The sequence below is a fragment of the Lutibacter sp. genome (assembly GCF_016342705.1).
GTDB lineage: Bacteria > Bacteroidota > Bacteroidia > Flavobacteriales > Flavobacteriaceae > Lutibacter.
Window position 1 is genome coordinate 344,198 of sequence record NZ_JAEINV010000002.1, and the last position, 18,427, is coordinate 362,624.

Consider the following 18,427-nt stretch of genomic DNA (forward strand, 5'->3'; position numbering starts at 1 on the left):
TATAAATACTTACTGAATTTTTTGAACGCTATTACTTAATAATTGATATTTTTCACCACTTTCTTCGCAAATTGCATATCCATTTTCATCAAAATTTAAACGATGTCCATATTCACTAATCCAACCAATTTGTTTTGATGGATTTCCAACAACCAACGCATAGGGTAAAACTGGTTTTGTAACTACCGCTCCTGCGCCAATTAAAGCATATTGTCCAATTTCATTTCCACAAATTATAGTGGCGTTTGCACCAATACTTGCACCTTTTCTAACCAAGGTTTTTTTATACTCATCTCGCCTAATTACGGCGCTTCTTGGATTAATAACATTTGTAAAAACCATAGATGGACCTAAAAAAACATCGTCTTCACAAATAACGCCTGAATATATTGAAACATTATTTTGCACTTTTACATTTTTGCCTAAAACAACTTCCGGTGAAATAACAACGTTTTGTCCAATATTACATTGTTCTCCTATTACTGAATTTGGCATAATATGACTGAAATGCCAAATTTTTGTCCCTTTCCCAATGGTACAACCTTTATCTATAACCGCTGTTTCGTGTGCAAAAAATGTTTCCATACTAATAACCTCCTTCTGCTTTTCCACCATCAGCAATTAATTTTGCTGAAGAAGTTCCAATTCTTGTTACTCCCATGTTAGCCATTCTCACTGCATCTTCAAAATTTCTAACACCACCAGCTGCTTTTGCAGGTAATGGTTTTGCATTTTCAACAATTAATTCCATAGCTTCAAAAGTTGCTCCATTTGGTTTGCCTTCTTCAGTTTTAAAAAATCCGGTAGATGATTTTACAAAAACTTTTGAAGCGTTTTCTTCTCCAAAATTTTCTAAAACAACATCTCGTATTAATTGAGTTAAAGCAACAATTTCTTCATTAGTTAAAGCTGCTATTTCAATAATCCATTTTGCAACTTTGTTATTATCCAAAGCCAATTTAGTTCCTTTAAAAACTTCGGCTTTTACTAAATTTATTTTTTCTTCTTTAAAAGCTTCATAATTTACCACATAATCTAATTCATCTGCATCGTCTTTTACAGCTTGTAACGCCTCTTTAAGCTTTTCTTCTGTAGAATATGTGCCTTCATGAAAGCCAATAACGGTTCCTATTAAAACACTAGCATTTGCTTTTGAAATCATTTCTCTTGCCATTGAAACAAATTCTGGGCGAATCATTGCTAATTTAAAATTATTGTCAATAGCTTCATTTATAAGTCCTTGAACTTTTAATTTTGTTTCTTCTTCTGAAATATTTGCTTGTTGCGCTGTTTTTAGATAGGTAGAATCTAAATATTGATTGATATTAATTTCGTTCATTTTTTGAAATACTTTTTTTATAAAACAAATATAAACTTTTTAAAACCATCACTATAAAAAAAATCCCGCGATTGCGGGATTCTGTAATTAAGCTACAAATTATTCTACTTTAAATACAATTGGAAGTCCATAACTTACAGAAACTGCTCTTCCGCGTTGTTTTCCTGGAGTCATAGCAGGTAGTAATTCTACCACTCTAATGGCTTCTTCCTGTAATTTTTTATGTGGTGCTCTTGCTTGAATATTTGTTATATGACCTGTATTATCAATTTTAAACATTACAAATATTTTTTGAATTGTTCCAGATTGTAAACCTAACTCCGAGGCTAGTTCTATATTAAATTTTTTAGAAACAAATTTTGTAACCTCATTTGAAAAACAATCTCGTTTTTCTTGTTTAGTTCCTTTACAGCCAGGGAAAATAGGTACATCTTCAATAATCATAAATGGCACATCTTCAACAACGGTTTCCTCTTCTTCTTCAACTGTAACTAGTTGTTTATCAACATTTACAACAACAGCGTCAGTTATATCTAATTCTGTAGATTCAATAATACTTTCTTGAACATCAACCGCGTCATCCACTTTTAAAATCCTTTCAGAAATTACTGTTTTAGCAGCTGGCGGTTCTTGAATTTCTATTGGCTTTATTTCAATGGTTCTTTCCATATCATCTACACCAACAAATGTGCTATTTAAATCTTTTATTTCTGACGGGTACGATTTAAAATTAATAAATTGATATACAATAAATAGTGAAAGAACTAAGCCTAATTCCATTAAAATTTTTGAATAATTTTCAAGTACTACGTGTGGATATTTTTTAAGTTCCATGATGACCTTTTTTAAGTTCAACAAGAATAAAATGAGTCCGCTGTTATAAAACAGTTGAAGTATATAATGCATGAATTTGCAAAAACAAGATGCCTTTAAAAGCAACTCCTTGCAAGATTAATTTCATATTAAAGATACAACATTTTTAAATGATTTACAATTTATTAAATAAAAAAACCAGTATAAATACTGGTTTTAAAAGACTATTCAACTTTAAATGCAATTGGTACCGCATATCTTACTTTTATAGGCTTCCCTTGTTGCTTTCCAGGTTTCATTTTTGGTAATAAACTAATAACTCTAATTGCTTCATCTTGCAATCTTTTATGTGGAGCTCTCGCTTCAATATCTATTACATTTCCGTTTTTATCAATTTTAAATTGGGTATAAATTCTTTGAATTCCAGGAGTTAAACCTAATTCTCCGGCTAGCTGATTATTAAATTTTTTATTGATATATTTAGCGATTTCTTCAGAAAAACAAGCTTTACGCTCTTCATTTGTTCCTTTACAACCGGGAAAAAGTGGAGCTTCTTCTAAAAATGTAATATCAAAAAAATCATCTTTTGGATCAATTATTACTTCTTTTGGAACTTCAACTAATGTGTTCTGATCAAATGGCGCATCAATATCTGGAGTAAAGTAAAGAGTTTCATCTATATCAGCATCATTTTTTTCTTGCTTAATATCTACCAAAATTTGCTTTTGTTTTGGCTGCGTAACTTTCTCGGGTTCTATTTTAAGCTCAATCATAGGTGGCGTATTGTCTATTAAATGGCTGCCGGAATCTGTTAAAGTACTAATTTCATTATTAAAGGTTTTGTTTTGAATTAACAAATACACCACAAAAAGAGATAAAACTAAGCCTAATTGAACAAATAGTTTACTGTAATTTTCTAAATTTGCTTTAGGGTGTTTTTTGATTTCATAATTTTTCTTAGAAAAGTTCATAATATTAAGGTTTTATGTTCCTACTTTTTCTTTGAATTTTATAATTAATTGGATTGAGTGGAATTGAAAAAATTAATTATTTATTAAAAGGTGAAAAATAGCAACTGTTAATATTTTGTTAATATCAAGAAACATACCAAAAAAAAGAAGCTGCATTAAAATGCAGCTTCTTTCACTTTTTTAATAAATTTGTTCGGTAATTATTTAAGGTAATCCATTAATTAGCGTTTCTAAAGCAGATTGTGTAATTGGACTTAAGCTTGAAATTACTTCAATATGATTATCAACAATAGTTGTTCCTTGTAGTGCATAATAAACTTGCCCATCAATTTCTGTTACAACTATAATATGAACTTCTAATCCAATTGGAATTGACCCATAATGCTCTGTAAACATTTCTAAACTTTCATTCCAAACATCCATTCTTGCAATTGCTGTATTTTCACCATCATAGTATAAAAATACTGCACAATTATCTGCATCATACCCTTCAGGAACGTCTATAAAAATTTCAGTTTTTGGACCAGCATAACTATACCATCTGTCTAAATTTGACCAACCAAAGCTTCCTAAATTAAAATTATAAGTTGCCATAACTCCATTTGCTCCTTGTGCTTCTTTAAACTCTACACCGTCAGGCTCACCGTCATTATTTTCATCAGCCTCAATCCATTCATCGGTATCATTTAATTCATCACCAGCTCTAAATAATTTCATATTCCAATCCATATTAGCAGGGGCAGTATCTCTACTTGTTACATCAATCATTCCTAAAAGTTCTAGTTCATTTGAACCTTGTTTTGCGTTAATAAAAAATTCACCAGCCGACTTTAAAGCTTCTTTGTTTCCATTGTTTTTCCTTCCTAACGTTGACATGTTTGATAAAACAATATCTGATTTGTCGTATATTTCAACTAATTGAATAATTACTTGACCAGTTACCGGAGTACCATTTAAACCAAATACATTTGGTGGAAAATTTACTTTTGTTCCTTGCGATCCTGTAATTATTCCTCCTGAAGCGGCATCTATAGTAAATTCTTCTAAATCATCAATTCTATTATTTTCAAAACGATTATTTAAAGCTATGCCATTTGGTTGTGGCTGGTATGGTTCAACTTCATTGTCTGGCATACAACTACCAAAAAATAATACTACTGATAATCCAATTGCATTTTTTAAAATTCTGTTCACTACTTTACTAGTATTCAAGTTTGCGAAATTTTGTGTTTGTGTTTTCATAATTATTAGTTTTTAAAATTTTTAATATTTGTTTTATACCTATATATCAACTACCTATTTATATTGTTACCCCTATTTTGAGTTTTTTTTAAAATATTATTTTTTATTTCTATTAAGCATAAAAAAAGAGCCATCTAAATACTTAGATAGCCCTTTCCACTAGCAATTAACCTATTTCTAACTGTTCACTAATTGCAATATTTTATGGTAATCCGTTAATTAAACTTTCTAAAGCGGCTTGCGTAATTGGACTTAAACTTGTTATAATTTCAATATGGTTATCAATAACTGTTGTTCCTTGAATTGCATAATGTAATTCTCCGTCAATTTCAGTAACAACTATTATGTGAACTTGTTGACCAATTGGAATTAATCCATAATGTTCTGTAAACATTTCAGTTGTTGTATCCCAAATATCCATTTTAGCTAAAGCTGTTGGTTCACCATCATATGATAAATAAACTGCACAATTATCTCCGTTATATCCAGCAGGAACATCCACATAAATTTCCGTTTTTGGACCTGTAAAACTGTACCATCTGTCAAGGTTTGTCCAACCAAAAGAACTAATATCAAATCCGTATGTTACATAACTACCACCAGTGGTATTTTGACCATCTCTAATTACTGGTTTATCATTTATCCCATCACCATTGTCATCCGCCTCAACCCAATCACAATCATCATCAATTCCGTCACAATCATTATCTAAACCACCTGTTTTAAAAATCTGCATTGCTCCATCAACGTTGGCCGGATCAATTTCTCTACTAGTTACAGTAGCATTTTCCAATAATTCTAATTCATTTGTGCCTTGTTTGGCATCAATAAAAAATTCACCTGCTGATTTTAAAACTTCCTTATCTCCGTTTGGTCTTTGCCCTAATGTTGATTTATTTTTCAATAGCATTGAAGCCTTATCGTAAATTTCAAGTAATTGTACAGTTACATTTCCTGTTACTGGAACTCCATTTATTCCAAAAGAATTTGCTTGAAACTGTACTTTTGTTCCTTGGGCTCCTATTACAGTTCCACCAACAGAAGCGTCAATTATAAATTCCTGAACGGCATCATTTCTATTATCTAAAAAGCGTTCATTTAATGCTTGTCCATCTGGTTGTGGCTGAAAAGGTTCCACTTCATTATCTGGCATACAACTTCCAAATAAAAATATGACAGATAAACCAATTGCGTTTTTTAAAATGTTAGTTACAGTTTTACTGTTTTTTAAGTTTCTGAATTTTTGTGTTAGTGTTTTCATAATTATTAGTTTTTAAATGTTTTTTTAAATTTGTTTTATACTAACATATCAATACACTTTAAAATTTGTTACCCCTTATTCTGAAAAAAATTTTAAATTAGCTGAAACTAACTTTTGTAAATGGACGTAAAACCACACGAAGATCATATATATATAGAAGCACTTTTAAAAAATGATAGTAAAGTGCTTTCTACATTATATGCAACGTTTTCACCTAAAATAGTAGCTTATATAAAGAATAATAGTGGTGATGCTGATGCCGCACAAGATGTTATTCAAGAAACATTAGTCACCATTTATCACCAAGCAAAAGAAAAAAACTTTATACTTACGTGTCCGTTTGATGCGTACTTTTTTTTATTATGTAAAAGACGCTGGTTAAATGAATTGAAAAAAAGAGGAAATAATAGGGTAACAATTATTGATGATGTCACATCTATTAGTGAAGAGCAAGAACAACAAGTTGAAGAAACAGAAATTTTTGAAAAGCAACATCAATTATTTGAGTTGAAATTTAAAGAATTAGGAGAAAAATGTCAGGAATTATTAAAAGCCACTTTTAAAATAAAATCTATGGAAGAAGTTGCTGATTTTTTAGGTGTAACGTACGGATATGCTCGCAAGAAGAAATCACAATGTATGGGGAAATTAACCCAACTTGTGAAAAATTCGAATGAATTTAATCAACTAAAAGCGTATTAAAATGGACGAATCAAAATACATATTATTCGATAAATATTTAAACAACGAATTGGGTGATGTTGAACTAACATCATTTGAAGAACAATTGCTTTCCAATGAAGATTTTAAAAAAGAATTTGAAATTTATAAAGCATTAGAAACTTCATTAGCTTCAAAATTTGAAAATGAAGAAGATGAAATTGCGTTAAGAAAAACACTTCAAAATTTAGGAAATCAACATATAAAAGAAAACGAAACTGCTAAAAAAGAAACAACAGTAATTTCATTATTTAACTATAAAAAGCTATTGGTTGCTGCAAGTATTGCCATTTTAATAGGGCTTTTTGTTTTTAATAATGGTAATCCTGTTTATGGAGATTTTGCAAATCATAATTCGTTAGAATTAGTTGTAAGAGGTGAAAATAACGACGCTATTGTTGCTGCTGAAAAAGCTTTTAATTCAAAAAAATATGAGGAAGCTTTAAAGCAGTTAACTGTTTTATCTGATGAATATTCTGATGATGTTGAAATTGAATTGTATAAAGGAATTTGTAATTTAGAATTGAATAATTACACGAATGCTGAACAAATTTTCACTAAAATTAGCAACGGAAATTCATCATTTTCAACCAAAGCAACTTGGTACAAAGCACTTAATTATTTAAAACAAGAAAAATTTGAAGATTGTAAAGTGGTTTTGCAAACTATTCCAGAAAGCGCTGAAGAGTATAACCAAGCTCAAAAATTATTAAAAAAATTATAGTCTTAAAATTAAACTTACCAGTCAACCTGAACTTGTTTCAGGTTCACAAATTTAATGCCTTATGAGATTCTGAAACAAGTTCTGAATGAGGACCTTTATAAGTTTTAAATTATTAATTTCTATGTTTTAAATAATATGGAAAAAGAACATTTTCCCCATGTTCAAATCTAGTTTCACAATTTTTAATATCTCCTTTAAATTTCAACTCATTAGGAACGGCTAAATTAAAAACACCTTTTCCTTTGGCCATTTTTTGTAATCTATTTAAGGCTTTATTTGACAGCTTTTGGTACAATGGATCCAAAATTTCACATTGTTCCATTTCACCATATTTTAAATCCCAATTTCTAGCGCTTTCATTTTTAAAAATTTCATCAGAAAAATAAATGCTAGACATTAAAGGAAATACAAATTCAATAACTTTAAGCGAACCTTCATTTGCAAAAGAAACCACTTCTTTATTTCTAATTATTAAACATCTAATAAAAAAATTATCCACATTTGATAATTGTTTCGCTGCTATAGCTGCTATTCCAACACCATTAATTTCATGACCTTTTTGCTTAATTTCATCATCAAACCACAAATAAAAATCTCTAATTATACTTATTGAAGTATATTTTAAATTTCCATTTTCTTGCGACAAATTAAAACTATTTGCAGCCTTCCAAGTCTTCGTATTTCTTATTCTATCCTTTTTTAACCAACAACCTTCTTTTAAAATTAAACCACCCGTTTGTTTTTTAAATGTTCTATAATTCTTCCATTCTTGAGAATGCGTTGCTTGAATAAAAAGTAAGGAAACTAATAAACTTAAATATTTTATTTTCATGAATAGAAAGAATTTTAACTAGCATCAAAATTAGCCTTTAAATATGTATCAAACTATATAACAAACAATAATTCCTAAGAGTTTTTAATTACTTTTGCAACATGATTATTACCGATACACACACGCATTTATACAGCGAACAATTTGATGAAGATAGAAACGAAATGATTCAACGCGCTATTGATTTGGGCGTTTCTCGTTTTTTTATTCCAGCCATAGATTCTAATTATTTAGATGCTATGTTAGATTTAGAAAAAGCATTTCCTGAAAATATTTTTTTAATGATGGGGTTGCATCCAACTCACGTTAAAGAAAATGTTGAAGAAGAATTGGCTTTTGTTAAAAAATGGTTAGATACTAGAAATTTTTATGCCGTTGGCGAAATTGGCATTGATTTATATTGGGATAAAACGTTTTTAAAGCAGCAACAACTTGCTTTTAAAACGCAAATAAAATGGGCAAAAGAAAAAAACTTACCAATTGTAATCCACTGTAGAGATGCTTTTGATGAAATTTTTGAAATTTTAGAAGATGAGAAAGATGCTAAACTATTTGGTATATTTCATTGCTTTTCCGGAAATTTAGAACAAGCTATAAAAGCAATTTCATACAATATGAAACTGGGAATTGGCGGTGTAGTAACCTTTAAAAATGGAAAAATAGATCAGTTTTTAAATGAAATTCCTATTGAGAACATTGTACTAGAAACCGATTCCCCTTATTTAGCGCCAACACCCTTTAGAGGAAAAAGAAACGAAAGTGGCTATATTACCAAAGTTTTAGATAAATTAGTAGATATTTATAAACTAAGTCCGCAGGAAGTTGCTGCAATAACTACTCAAAACTCAAAAGACGTATTTGGAATCTAGTAAAATAACATATTACAAAACACCTATTGGAACCGCAAAAATTATTGGAGATGAAAATGGGATAACTTCGGTTTCTGTTATTGATGAAGAAATTGAAACTTCAAAAAAAATACCGACTTGCTTAAAAGATTGCGTGCAACAATTAGAGGAATATTTTAAAGGAAAAAGAACCAATTTTAATTTAACATTAAATCCTAAAGGAACTGAATTTCAACAAAAAGTTTGGGATGAATTATTGAAAGTCCCTTACGGAAAAACCAGAACATATTTAGAACAAAGCAAAAAATTAGGCGATGTAAAAGCCATAAGAGCTGTTGCTTCAGCAAATGGAAAAAACCCAATTTGGATTGTTATTCCTTGCCATAGAATTATTGGAAGCAATGGATCATTAACTGGTTATGCGGGAGGAATTTGGCGTAAAAAGTGGTTATTAGAACACGAAAATCCTTCAACACAACAATCATTATTTTAAACTATTTTTGTAAAAAGCACGTTAGTTTAAAAAATGAAAAAAGGATTCTTATTATTATTTTTAATTTTCACCGTGTCATTGTATGCTCAAACAGAATTGAGTTCAATTGTTAAAAAAAAATATGTAGTTAAAAATGATTCTATACAAATTTCTCCTGTTAGCATTAGTCCTTATGGCTTTAAGGTATTATCATATTTACAAACGGAAATAGATACATCCAAGTATATCATAGATTTTTCAAAAGCACTCTTAATTTTTAAACCAAACATTCAACCCAAACCAACTGAAGTAACTATAGAATACAACCCTTTTCCTGATTTTTTAACCAAAACCTATATGGCTTTTGACAAAAATTTAATTGTTCCAAATACTTCGTTTGAAAATCAATTATATAGTTTCAATTCTAATCAACAAAAAATACCTTATAAACCTTTTGATGGTTTAATTACTTCAGGAAATGTTACGCGTGGATTAACTGTTGGAAACAACCAAAATGGCGTGACAAATTCTACGTTAGACTTACAAATTGAAGGTAAATTATCCGACAAGGTAACTTTAAAAGCGTCTATAATTGACACAAATTTACCAATTCAAGAAAATGGAAACACGTACAAATTAAATGAATTCGACAGAGTTTTTATTGAATTATCTAGCGATAGATGGCAAATTAATGCCGGTGATATTTATCTAAACAATTCAGAAACTTCCTTTTTAAGATTTAATAAAAAAGTTTCTGGACTTTCTGTAAATGCTCAAATTATAAATGAAAACTCTGAAATTAACATTGAATCATCAGGCGCTATAGTAAAAGGGAAATACAAAAAATATCAATTTAAAGGACAAGAAGGAAACCAAGGTCCATATAAATTATCCGATTTTGAAAATAGTTACATTTTAATTTTATCAAACACAGAACAAATTTATGTGAACGGAATTCAACTTAAAAGAGGTGAAGAAAACGATTATGTTATAGATTATAATACTGCTGAAATTACCTTTTCAACCACATTTCCTATTACAGCAAATATGAGAATTACTGCGGAATATCAATATACCGATAGAGTTTACACGCGTTTTGTAACGTATAATAACATAGATTATAAAACCGAAAAACTTTCCGTAAGTGGTTATTTTTACAATGAAAACGATTTAAAAAATCAGCCGTTAGAACAAGATTTATCTAACGAACAAAAACAATTATTGGCTAATGCCGGTAACAACAAAAACTTAATGGTTTCACCATCTTCTTATGAAGATAATTTTTCTGAAGATAAAATTCAATATAAAAAAATAAGCAATGGAATTGATGACTATTTTGAATATTCAACCAATGAAACGGAAGAATTATACAACGTTTCTTTTACGTATGTTGGTGAAAATTTAGGAAATTACAGACTGAAAGATATAGTTGCTTATGGAAAAATTTACGAATTTGTTGGTGAAAATTCAGGAAACTACAATCCTGTTATTCAATTAATTGCACCTAACAAATTGCAAATAGTTGTTTTAAAAACGTTGTATAAACCTTCTTTAAAAACAGCCCTAAATATTGAAACCGCTTTTAGTGCTAACGATGAAAATTTGTTTTCCGAAATTGATGATGGCAATAATAAAGGAATGGCTACAAAATTAGGCTGGGAACAAATTATATTTCAAAAAAATTGGGAATTAAAAAGCAACCTAAAATTTGATTATTTAAACGAAAATTTTAAAAGTATTGAACGTATTCAACCTGTGGAATTTAACCGAGATTGGAATATTGAAACTATTACTGGAACACAAAAATTAGTAAATACATCATTACAACTATCTAAAAAACAAAACCGAGTAATTTACGAGTTTGAAAATTTAGAATTGGGTGATTCTTTTTCCGGAAACAAACATAAGTTTTATGGAAATTTACTATTAAATAATTTTTCTATTAAATTCAATAACAGTATTTTAAACAGTGAATCTATTATAGAAAATGGTGTTTTCTCAAGAAACTTTTTAGCTGCAAAATATCAGCTCAAAAAGAGCTGGTATGGTGTTTTATTTAATGCTGAAAACAATAAAAAAACGGTAAACGAACTTCAAACATTTTCTAATTTAAGTCATAAATTTAACGAATACGAAGCTTTTTTAGGTGTTGGAGATTCTACAAAATTATATAGCCAAATTGGTGTAAATTTTAGAACCACCGATAGTATTCAAAATAACAGATTTGAACGCGTAAATAATGCTAAAACGTACTATATAAAATCTATATTAATCAATTCAGAAACGGCGAATTTAAATACGTATATTAATTATAGAACTGTTGAAAATACCAATTTTAAAAATGAAGAATCCTTAAATTCAAAAATTGTATATCAACAACAACTTTTTAAGCAGTTCTTAAGTTTAAGCACTATGTACCAAACCTTATCTGGTAATTTACCTCAGCAAGATTATACGTATATTAAAACCGAACCGGGACAAGGCTTTTACACTTGGATAGATTATAATAACAACGGAATTAAAGAATTAAATGAGTTTGAAATTGCCCAATTTCCAGATCAGGCAACTTACTTGAGAATTATTTTACCAACCGTAAAATATATTGCCACACATCAAAATAAATTTACACAATCGCTTTCCATTAACCCGCAACAGTGGAATTCAAAAAAAGGAATGAAAAAATTGTTTTCCTCTTTTTATAATCAAACTTCCATTTTAATTGATAATAAACAAAAAAAACAAACCCATTTCAACCTTAATCCGTTTAATGTTTCTAATGATCATTTAATTGGGTTAAACTTTAATTTAAACAATAATTTCTATTTTAATCGCGGTAAAAAGCACTATTCTACCACGTATAATTTTATAAATTCTCAAAACAAAAACACCACAACGGTAGACAATTTAGAAAACAATTTAAAATTACATAAACTTGAATTTGAGCATAAACTCGGTGATTTTTGGCAATTGAATTTTGAAGTTAGCAATGCTAAAAACACTACTAATTCATTAAATTATGCCAATAGAAATTATGAATTAAATAACAATTCCATTTTTCCAAAGATTTCATATTATTATAGTGATGACGTTTATATATCCGTTTTTTATGAATTAAAAAATAAGGAAAATTTGCTTGGTGATATAGAAACATTAAAACTTCAAAAAATTGGTTTTCAAACAAATTATGCCAACAGCGATCACTATTTATTAAAAGCCGAAATTAATTTATTTAAAAATAATTTTATGGGCAACTACAATTCCCCTGTTGGCTATCAGATGTTAGAAGGCTTACAACCTGGAAATAATTATACTTGGAGTTTGTTGTTTTACAAAAAAATTAATTCATTTTTAAATTTAAATATCAATTATTTAGGAAGAAAAAGTGAAACTTCTAAAACAATTCATACTGGAACAATTCAATTAAAAGCATTATTTTAATAATTATTGTTATTGGTTTAATTATTGCTATTATATTTGAAAATAATTTAAAACTTATATCTATGAAGAAACTTGCACTAAGCATGGTATTATTTGCAATTAGTTTAGGCTTATTTGCACAAAATGAAACTGATCAAAATGAATTAAAAATTAATATGTCCAATTTAATTGGTTTTAAATGGCTAGATGTTGGTTACGAAAGAATTTTAAACGAAGAATCTTCAATTGGTTTTGGAACGCTTATTAGTTTAGATCATAGCGTTGATGGTTTAGATGAATACAGAACGTTTTCATTAACACCTTATTACAGACATTTCTTTTCTGATAAATATGCTCAAGGTTTCTTTGTGGAAGCATTCACTATGTTGCATTCTGGAAAAGATGAATATTACAACTATGAAACAGATTTAAATAATAAAGATAGTTTTACAGATTTTGCTGTGGGTATTTCTGCAGGAGCAAAATGGGTTACAGCAAGAGGTTTTGTAGCTGAGATTTATGCCGGAATTGGTAGAGACATGTTTAACCAAAGTGACATTGAAGTAGTTGGTCGTGGAGGAGTTTCTATTGGGTACAGATTCCAATAATTACATTATAAAAACAAAAAAGCCGAGAAATTTCTCGGCTTTTTTTATGTTGTTTAAAGTTATTAGTCTGCTAAAATAATTACTTTATTATCTTTCATTTCAATGGTACCACTTTTAATTGGTAAACTAAATTCACCTTTAACATTGCTAAATTTACTAGCAAATTGTTCGTTAATTTTAACATTAACACCTTTAAATCTAACGGAACCTTCTACTAATAAAGATACAATTGGTGCGTGGTTATTCAACATTTGAAATTCACCATTCACACCTGGAACTGAAATCAACTCAACTTCCGTATTTAATAATGTTGCTTCTGGCGATACAATTTCTAAAATCATTTTATGTAGTTATTAGTTTCTTGTTATTTATGCTTCTGACAACATTTTCTCACCAGCATCAATTGCATCTTGAATTGATCCTCTTAAGTTAAATGCCGCTTCAGGATATTTATCTAACTCACCATCCATAATCATATTAAATCCTTTAATAGTATCTTTAATATCAACTAAAACACCTGGAATACCAGTAAATTGTTCAGCTACATGGAAAGGTTGAGATAAGAAACGTTGCGCTCTACGAGCTCTATGTACTACCAATTTATCTTCTTCAGATAATTCTTCCATACCTAAAATAGCAATAATATCTTGTAATTCTTTATAACGTTGTAACAACTCTTTTACACGTTGTGCACAGTTATAATGTTCTTTTCCTAAAATTTCAGGAGTTAAAATTCTTGAAGTAGAATCTAATGGATCTACTGCAGGATAAATACCTAACTCAGCAATTTTACGAGACAATACCGTTGTTGCATCTAAATGTGCAAACGTTGTTGCCGGAGCTGGATCCGTTAAATCATCGGCAGGTACATATACCGCTTGTACTGATGTAATTGAACCATTTTTTGTTGAAGTAATACGCTCTTGCATAGCTCCCATTTCAGTTGCTAAGGTTGGTTGGTAACCTACCGCTGATGGCATACGACCTAATAAAGCCGATACCTCAGAACCTGCTTGTGTAAAACGGAAAATATTATCTACGAAAAATAATACGTCTTTTCCTTGCCCTTCACCAGCACCATCACGGAAATATTCAGCAATAGTTAAACCTGATAAAGCAACACGTGCACGAGCTCCTGGTGGCTCATTCATTTGTCCAAAAACGAAAGTTGCTTTTGACTCTCTCATTCCAACTTTATCAACTTTAGCTAAATCCCATCCTCCATCTTCCATAGAGTGCATAAAATCTTCACCATATTTTATAATTCCAGACTCTAACATCTCTCTTAAAAGGTCATTTCCTTCACGAGTTCTCTCACCTACACCAGCAAATACTGATAAACCTCCGTGACCTTTTGCAATGTTATTAATCAATTCTTGGATTAATACTGTTTTACCTACACCTGCACCACCAAATAATCCAATTTTACCTCCTTTTGCATAAGGCTCAATTAAGTCTACCACTTTAATTCCAGTAAATAAAACCTCTGTTGAGTTTGATAAATCTTCGAATTTTGGAGCTTGACGGTGAATTGGCAATCCATTTTCACCTGCTTTTGGCAAATTACCTAAACCATCAATTGCATCACCAATTACATTAAACAATCTTCCGTAAATATCTTTCCCAACTGGCATTTGAATTGCATTTCCAGTTGCAACAACTTCAGTACCTCTACTTAAACCATCTGTTGAATCCATTGAGATAGTTCTTACAGTATCCTCACCAATGTGAGATTGTACTTCTAAAACTAATATTGACCCGTCTTCTCTTTTAATTTCTAACGAATCGTATAATTTTGGAAGTTCTGCCTCAGAACCAAATTCAACGTCGATAACTGGACCAATAATTTGTGCAACTTTACCTGTAACCTTTGTCATTACTTTAACTGTTTATAATTTAGATAATTAATCTTTTTAGTTTAATCGTATTTTTCAGGTTGCAAAGATAGTTTTTTGATTTTATTTTTGAAAAAAAAATGTTCTTCTTTTTTGAAAAAAGAAACGCTCTAAAAATATTAGAGCGTTCTTTATTAATTAAATACTGATTTATTTTATGGATTAATTGTCCAAGACACATAGAATTGAGAACCAATCCTACCAGTACCAGGAGCACTTGTATATTCTTTACCTCCTATGTTAGCACCACCAACTTTAAATATTGATTTCCATTTTTCAACTGTATAATTCACCTGAGCATCAACAACAGTTTTTGCATCTATAATTGCATCTGCAAAAGAAGATTCCCATAAATATTCATCATTCCAACGCACATTAACGTTAAATCCTAAATCTTCAATTAAGTTTTCATTACCTATTGAAAATTTCACCTTATGTTCCGGTGTGTTAAAACCAGCTTCATAATCCGGATCAGAACTTTGGTCAAAATCAAATTTAGCATATGTATAATTTAAACCAACAGTGTAGTTGCCAAATACTTTACTTGCCAAACCTAAACTTCCTCCATAAGAAGCTATATCTGCATTGGAATTAGTGTAAACTTGAAACGGTTGATAGTCACCATTTGCAATAGCAATTAATGCTGCCGGTGTTGGCCCTCCTAATTGAGCTGGCAACGGGATAATGTCAGAAAAATCTACTTTTCCATATAAAGGAGAAACCACCGTTTTATTCCCAATAAAGTCTTCATACTGATTATAATACGCACTTACATCTAAAGATAATTTTCCAAACCCAGCTCTATACCCAATTTCATATGCAGTAACTTTCTCTGGTTTTACATAGTCAAAATTTGCAACTTTTAACAATCCTGGATTTACAGTTCCTCCAGCTGCGGCTGCTCCAAACGCATATAAAGACGTAAGCGTATATGCATTTTCATAAGCTGCTCTACCAGACAATTGTACAGATGCCGGAATTCCAATGGCCTGTGCAGTTGAACTTGTTGATAATGGCGCCGAAGTGTATCTGTCTAAATTATCTGGTGCAGACCCAACTAAAATTGCCTGACCGGCATCTAATCCAATATATTGATCTTGAGTTGTTGGATTTCTAAACCCTGTTTGGAAAGACGCTCTTACATTTCTAGTTTTACCTTGCCCTAGAGAATATGATAAGGATACTCTTGGTGAAACGTTACCATCAAAATTCTTTGCTTTATCGTAACGTAAAGAGCCTGTAAATTTTAATCTATCATCTACAAATTTTTTCTGAAACTGCGTGTATGCTCCATATTCATTGTAATCAATTGGACCATCATAATCTGTGAAAATTGTTCCTGATGAATTCAAAGAATACTGTCTCCAAGAACCTCCAATTTGAATATCAGCAAAATCAATAACATCTGCAAAATTGTAATTTGCATCAGAATGATAAATTTTAGTTTTATCCTGAAATTTTGCACCTGTTAACAAATTCGGATCAGATTTAACCGCATTTAACGCTGCCTTAAATTCTGGAGTACCTGGTTTCAATGTTACATTTGCATCTGCATATTGCCTTGCACCAGCATGTAATTGTGATGAAGCTGCTTGAACATCTGCCAAAGAACCTCCACCTCCTAATATTTGTGCTGCACCAGTTGCATAAGCACCTGCATAAGTTCCAAACCACTGAGAGGCATCAGCCTTATTCATATTAATACCCGCAAAACGCATATCATACGAATCACCCGCATCTTCATCCGTAATGTAACCTCTTACAAAGAGGTTTTTATTTCTGATTTCTAATTTATGTTGTTGCATAAAAAAGTTTTCAATTGCATACCTATTTGCTCCTTGATAAATGGTGTTTCCGTTTCCAAACTTTGCATTATAAATAATTTCTAAATCATCCGCAAAAGGTTTATAATGTAAAGCTATGTCAACTTTTGCACTTTGCGCATTGTAGTCTGTTAAATCAGACTCTTTATACCCTGTTCGTGATACATTATCTGCTGGAAGTAAATTACTAGTCCCAGGAGGTAATTGCCCTATTGATTCTAAATATTGACCAACACCTTTTAAGTTTTCAAATGGTGTTGCCGCTAAAGTAACTTCATCTCCATATATATTTGCTTGATCAAAAGCTGTTTGATTACCTATTGAAGAAATTACAGTATCAGCATTTCCAGCTCCGGTATCAATATATTGGTTATAATCTGTTGCATGCCATTCCTCTCCTTTCAGAAAAGAGAAAGAAGCTTTTGCAGCAAATTTATCGCTAAATTTATATGCCATTCTTATCCCTACATCCGCAAACTGATTATCTCCAGCTGCTTTTTGAGAAGTAATTCCTGTTTTAACATAGGAACTAATCCCTGCTGATTCAAAAGGGCTTTTACTAGTCATAAATAAAACACCATTAAAGGCATTTGCACCATATAATGCAGAAGATGCTCCCGGAAGTAATTCCACAGTGCTAACATCTAATTCAGACATCCCCAAAAGATTCCCCAAATTAAAGTTTAAAGCAGGTGAAGAATTATCCATTCCATCAACTAACTGCATAAATCTTGTATTTGCAAATGTTGCAAAGCCACGCGTATTAACAGATTTAAATGTAAAACTATTTGTGTTCACATCTACTCCTTTTAAATTTTCTAATCCATCATAAAAAGAAGGTGAAGAAGTGTTTTTAATTTCTCTCACATCCATTCTCTCAATGGTAACAGGTGATTCTAATATTCTCTCAGGTGTTCTTGAAGCAGACACAACAACCTCATCTAAAGCTGTTGCAGATTCATCTAATAGCACATTTAATGATTGGCTGGTTTTAGTTACTTCTACAGTTTTTGAAGAAAATCCAATTAATGAAACTTCTAATGTAAACGGTGGGTTTTGAGCGATTTTCAAAGAAAAATTTCCATCAAAATCTGATGTAGTACCTATTGATTTTCCAACAACTTTAATGTTAGCACCAGGAATAGGCTCCCCAGTTTTTGCTTCTTTAACGGTTCCTGAAATTGTTGTTTGGGCAACCATAACAGATCCAATAAAAAGCGCAAGAAATACACTTAATAATTTTTTCATAATATCCTATATAATTTTGATTAACTGACGCAAAATACAATTTTTTTCGAATTACTATAAAAATCAGCTAAAAAAAAGCATAAAAAAAAGTGTAATATGTAATATTACACTTTTGAGTTTAAGAATATGATAATTATTAATCCGTTACAAAATTCCAAACTTGTCCAATAGTTTGGCCTCCTTTATTGTCTTTTACAACAACTTTCCAATAATA

The 18,427-nt window shown here is 30.4% G+C and carries 16 protein-coding genes; 6 read left to right on the forward strand and 10 right to left on the reverse strand.

Annotated features, from left to right (window positions below; all coding sequences use genetic code 11):
• Nucleotides 1-9: 9 nt before the first annotated feature.
• From JEY78_RS03555 to JEY78_RS03580, 6 genes are all read right to left on the reverse strand, one after another.
• On the reverse strand, nt 10-585 hold the full coding sequence (locus tag JEY78_RS03555; protein ID WP_291846792.1) for an acyltransferase: 576 nt from the start codon (nt 583-585) through the stop codon (nt 10-12).
• A 1-nt stretch (nt 586) separates the two neighbouring features.
• Nucleotides 587-1,339, reverse strand: coding sequence for a deoxyribose-phosphate aldolase (gene deoC, locus JEY78_RS03560; protein WP_367158762.1), 753 nt, complete (start codon nt 1,337-1,339; stop codon nt 587-589).
• 99 nt (nt 1,340-1,438) lie between these two features.
• Nucleotides 1,439-2,173, reverse strand: coding sequence for an energy transducer TonB (locus JEY78_RS03565; RefSeq protein ID WP_291846793.1), 735 nt, complete (start codon nt 2,171-2,173; stop codon nt 1,439-1,441).
• A gap of 203 nt (nt 2,174-2,376) precedes the next feature.
• Nucleotides 2,377-3,123, reverse strand: coding sequence for an energy transducer TonB (locus JEY78_RS03570; RefSeq protein WP_291846795.1), 747 nt, complete (start codon nt 3,121-3,123; stop codon nt 2,377-2,379).
• 204 nt (nt 3,124-3,327) lie between these two features.
• A complete protein-coding gene (locus JEY78_RS03575) occupies nt 3,328-4,365 on the reverse strand; it encodes a hypothetical protein (RefSeq protein WP_291846796.1) in 1,038 nt (345 codons plus the stop codon).
• Nucleotides 4,366-4,567: 202 nt separating this feature from the next.
• Nucleotides 4,568-5,626 (reverse strand): hypothetical protein, encoded by a 1,059-nt coding sequence (locus JEY78_RS03580; RefSeq protein WP_291846797.1) that lies wholly within the window; start codon nt 5,624-5,626, stop codon nt 4,568-4,570.
• 120 nt (nt 5,627-5,746) lie between these two features.
• Here JEY78_RS03580 and JEY78_RS03585 point away from each other — a divergent pair, with 120 nt between their 5' ends.
• Nucleotides 5,747-6,328: a sigma-70 family RNA polymerase sigma factor gene (locus JEY78_RS03585; protein WP_291846798.1), complete on the forward strand. Its 582-nt coding sequence runs from the start codon at nt 5,747-5,749 to the stop codon at nt 6,326-6,328.
• Between the two features lies 1 nt (nt 6,329).
• The gene (locus tag JEY78_RS03590; protein WP_291846799.1) at nt 6,330-7,070 is read left to right on the forward strand and encodes a hypothetical protein; all 741 of its coding nucleotides are present in this window, start codon (nt 6,330-6,332) and stop codon (nt 7,068-7,070) included.
• Between the two features lie 112 nt (nt 7,071-7,182).
• Here JEY78_RS03590 and JEY78_RS03595 read toward each other — a convergent pair whose 3' ends face one another.
• Nucleotides 7,183-7,902, reverse strand: coding sequence for a hypothetical protein (locus JEY78_RS03595; protein ID WP_291846801.1), 720 nt, complete (start codon nt 7,900-7,902; stop codon nt 7,183-7,185).
• Between the two features lie 101 nt (nt 7,903-8,003).
• On the opposite strand from JEY78_RS03595, the gene JEY78_RS03600 reads away from it, so the two are divergent.
• From JEY78_RS03600 to JEY78_RS03615, 4 genes are all read left to right on the forward strand, one after another.
• Nucleotides 8,004-8,771: a TatD family hydrolase gene (locus JEY78_RS03600; protein WP_291846802.1), complete on the forward strand. Its 768-nt coding sequence runs from the start codon at nt 8,004-8,006 to the stop codon at nt 8,769-8,771.
• Complete coding sequence (locus JEY78_RS03605; RefSeq protein ID WP_291846804.1) at nt 8,761-9,243, forward strand: methylated-DNA--[protein]-cysteine S-methyltransferase; 483 nt, start codon at nt 8,761-8,763, stop codon at nt 9,241-9,243. Before JEY78_RS03600 ends, JEY78_RS03605 begins: the two co-directional genes overlap by 11 nt.
• 33 nt (nt 9,244-9,276) lie before the next feature.
• Complete coding sequence (locus tag JEY78_RS03610; RefSeq protein ID WP_291846806.1) at nt 9,277-12,660, forward strand: hypothetical protein; 3,384 nt, start codon at nt 9,277-9,279, stop codon at nt 12,658-12,660.
• A 62-nt stretch (nt 12,661-12,722) separates the two neighbouring features.
• Nucleotides 12,723-13,247, forward strand: a complete 525-nt coding sequence (locus JEY78_RS03615; RefSeq protein ID WP_291846808.1) for a DUF3575 domain-containing protein — start codon at nt 12,723-12,725, stop codon at nt 13,245-13,247.
• Between the two features lie 62 nt (nt 13,248-13,309).
• Here JEY78_RS03615 and JEY78_RS03620 read toward each other — a convergent pair whose 3' ends face one another.
• The 3 genes from JEY78_RS03620 to JEY78_RS03630 all read right to left on the reverse strand — a co-directional run bounded on the left by JEY78_RS03620 (nt 13,310) and on the right by JEY78_RS03630 (nt 18,213).
• A complete protein-coding gene (locus tag JEY78_RS03620) occupies nt 13,310-13,588 on the reverse strand; it encodes a F0F1 ATP synthase subunit epsilon (protein ID WP_291846810.1) in 279 nt (92 codons plus the stop codon).
• Between the two features lie 27 nt (nt 13,589-13,615).
• Complete coding sequence (gene atpD / locus JEY78_RS03625; protein WP_291846811.1) at nt 13,616-15,124, reverse strand: F0F1 ATP synthase subunit beta; 1,509 nt, start codon at nt 15,122-15,124, stop codon at nt 13,616-13,618.
• A 173-nt stretch (nt 15,125-15,297) separates the two neighbouring features.
• A complete protein-coding gene (locus JEY78_RS03630; RefSeq protein ID WP_291846813.1) occupies nt 15,298-18,213 on the reverse strand; it encodes a TonB-dependent receptor in 2,916 nt (971 codons plus the stop codon).
• Nucleotides 18,214-18,427 lie beyond the last annotated feature (214 nt).

What these genes read in the sequence shown, in the direction of transcription:
- JEY78_RS03575 (WP_291846796.1), bottom strand. Translation starts at nt 4,365, where the DNA reads ATGAAAACACAAACACAAAATTTCGCAAACTTGAATACTAGTAAAGTA.
- atpD (WP_291846811.1), bottom strand. Translation starts at nt 15,124, where the DNA reads ATGACAAAGGTTACAGGTAAAGTTGCACAAATTATTGGTCCAGTTATC.
- JEY78_RS03570 (WP_291846795.1), bottom strand. Translation starts at nt 3,123, where the DNA reads ATGAACTTTTCTAAGAAAAATTATGAAATCAAAAAACACCCTAAAGCA.
- JEY78_RS03585 (WP_291846798.1), top strand. Translation starts at nt 5,747, where the DNA reads ATGGACGTAAAACCACACGAAGATCATATATATATAGAAGCACTTTTA.
- JEY78_RS03590 (WP_291846799.1), top strand. Translation starts at nt 6,330, where the DNA reads ATGGACGAATCAAAATACATATTATTCGATAAATATTTAAACAACGAA.
- JEY78_RS03610 (WP_291846806.1), top strand. Translation starts at nt 9,277, where the DNA reads ATGAAAAAAGGATTCTTATTATTATTTTTAATTTTCACCGTGTCATTG.
- JEY78_RS03620 (WP_291846810.1), bottom strand. Translation starts at nt 13,588, where the DNA reads ATGATTTTAGAAATTGTATCGCCAGAAGCAACATTATTAAATACGGAA.
- JEY78_RS03615 (WP_291846808.1), top strand. Translation starts at nt 12,723, where the DNA reads ATGAAGAAACTTGCACTAAGCATGGTATTATTTGCAATTAGTTTAGGC.
- JEY78_RS03565 (WP_291846793.1), bottom strand. Translation starts at nt 2,173, where the DNA reads ATGGAACTTAAAAAATATCCACACGTAGTACTTGAAAATTATTCAAAA.
- deoC (WP_367158762.1), bottom strand. Translation starts at nt 1,339, where the DNA reads ATGAACGAAATTAATATCAATCAATATTTAGATTCTACCTATCTAAAA.
- JEY78_RS03600 (WP_291846802.1), top strand. Translation starts at nt 8,004, where the DNA reads ATGATTATTACCGATACACACACGCATTTATACAGCGAACAATTTGAT.
- JEY78_RS03630 (WP_291846813.1), bottom strand. Translation starts at nt 18,213, where the DNA reads ATGAAAAAATTATTAAGTGTATTTCTTGCGCTTTTTATTGGATCTGTT.
- JEY78_RS03595 (WP_291846801.1), bottom strand. Translation starts at nt 7,902, where the DNA reads ATGAAAATAAAATATTTAAGTTTATTAGTTTCCTTACTTTTTATTCAA.
- JEY78_RS03555 (WP_291846792.1), bottom strand. Translation starts at nt 585, where the DNA reads ATGGAAACATTTTTTGCACACGAAACAGCGGTTATAGATAAAGGTTGT.
- JEY78_RS03580 (WP_291846797.1), bottom strand. Translation starts at nt 5,626, where the DNA reads ATGAAAACACTAACACAAAAATTCAGAAACTTAAAAAACAGTAAAACT.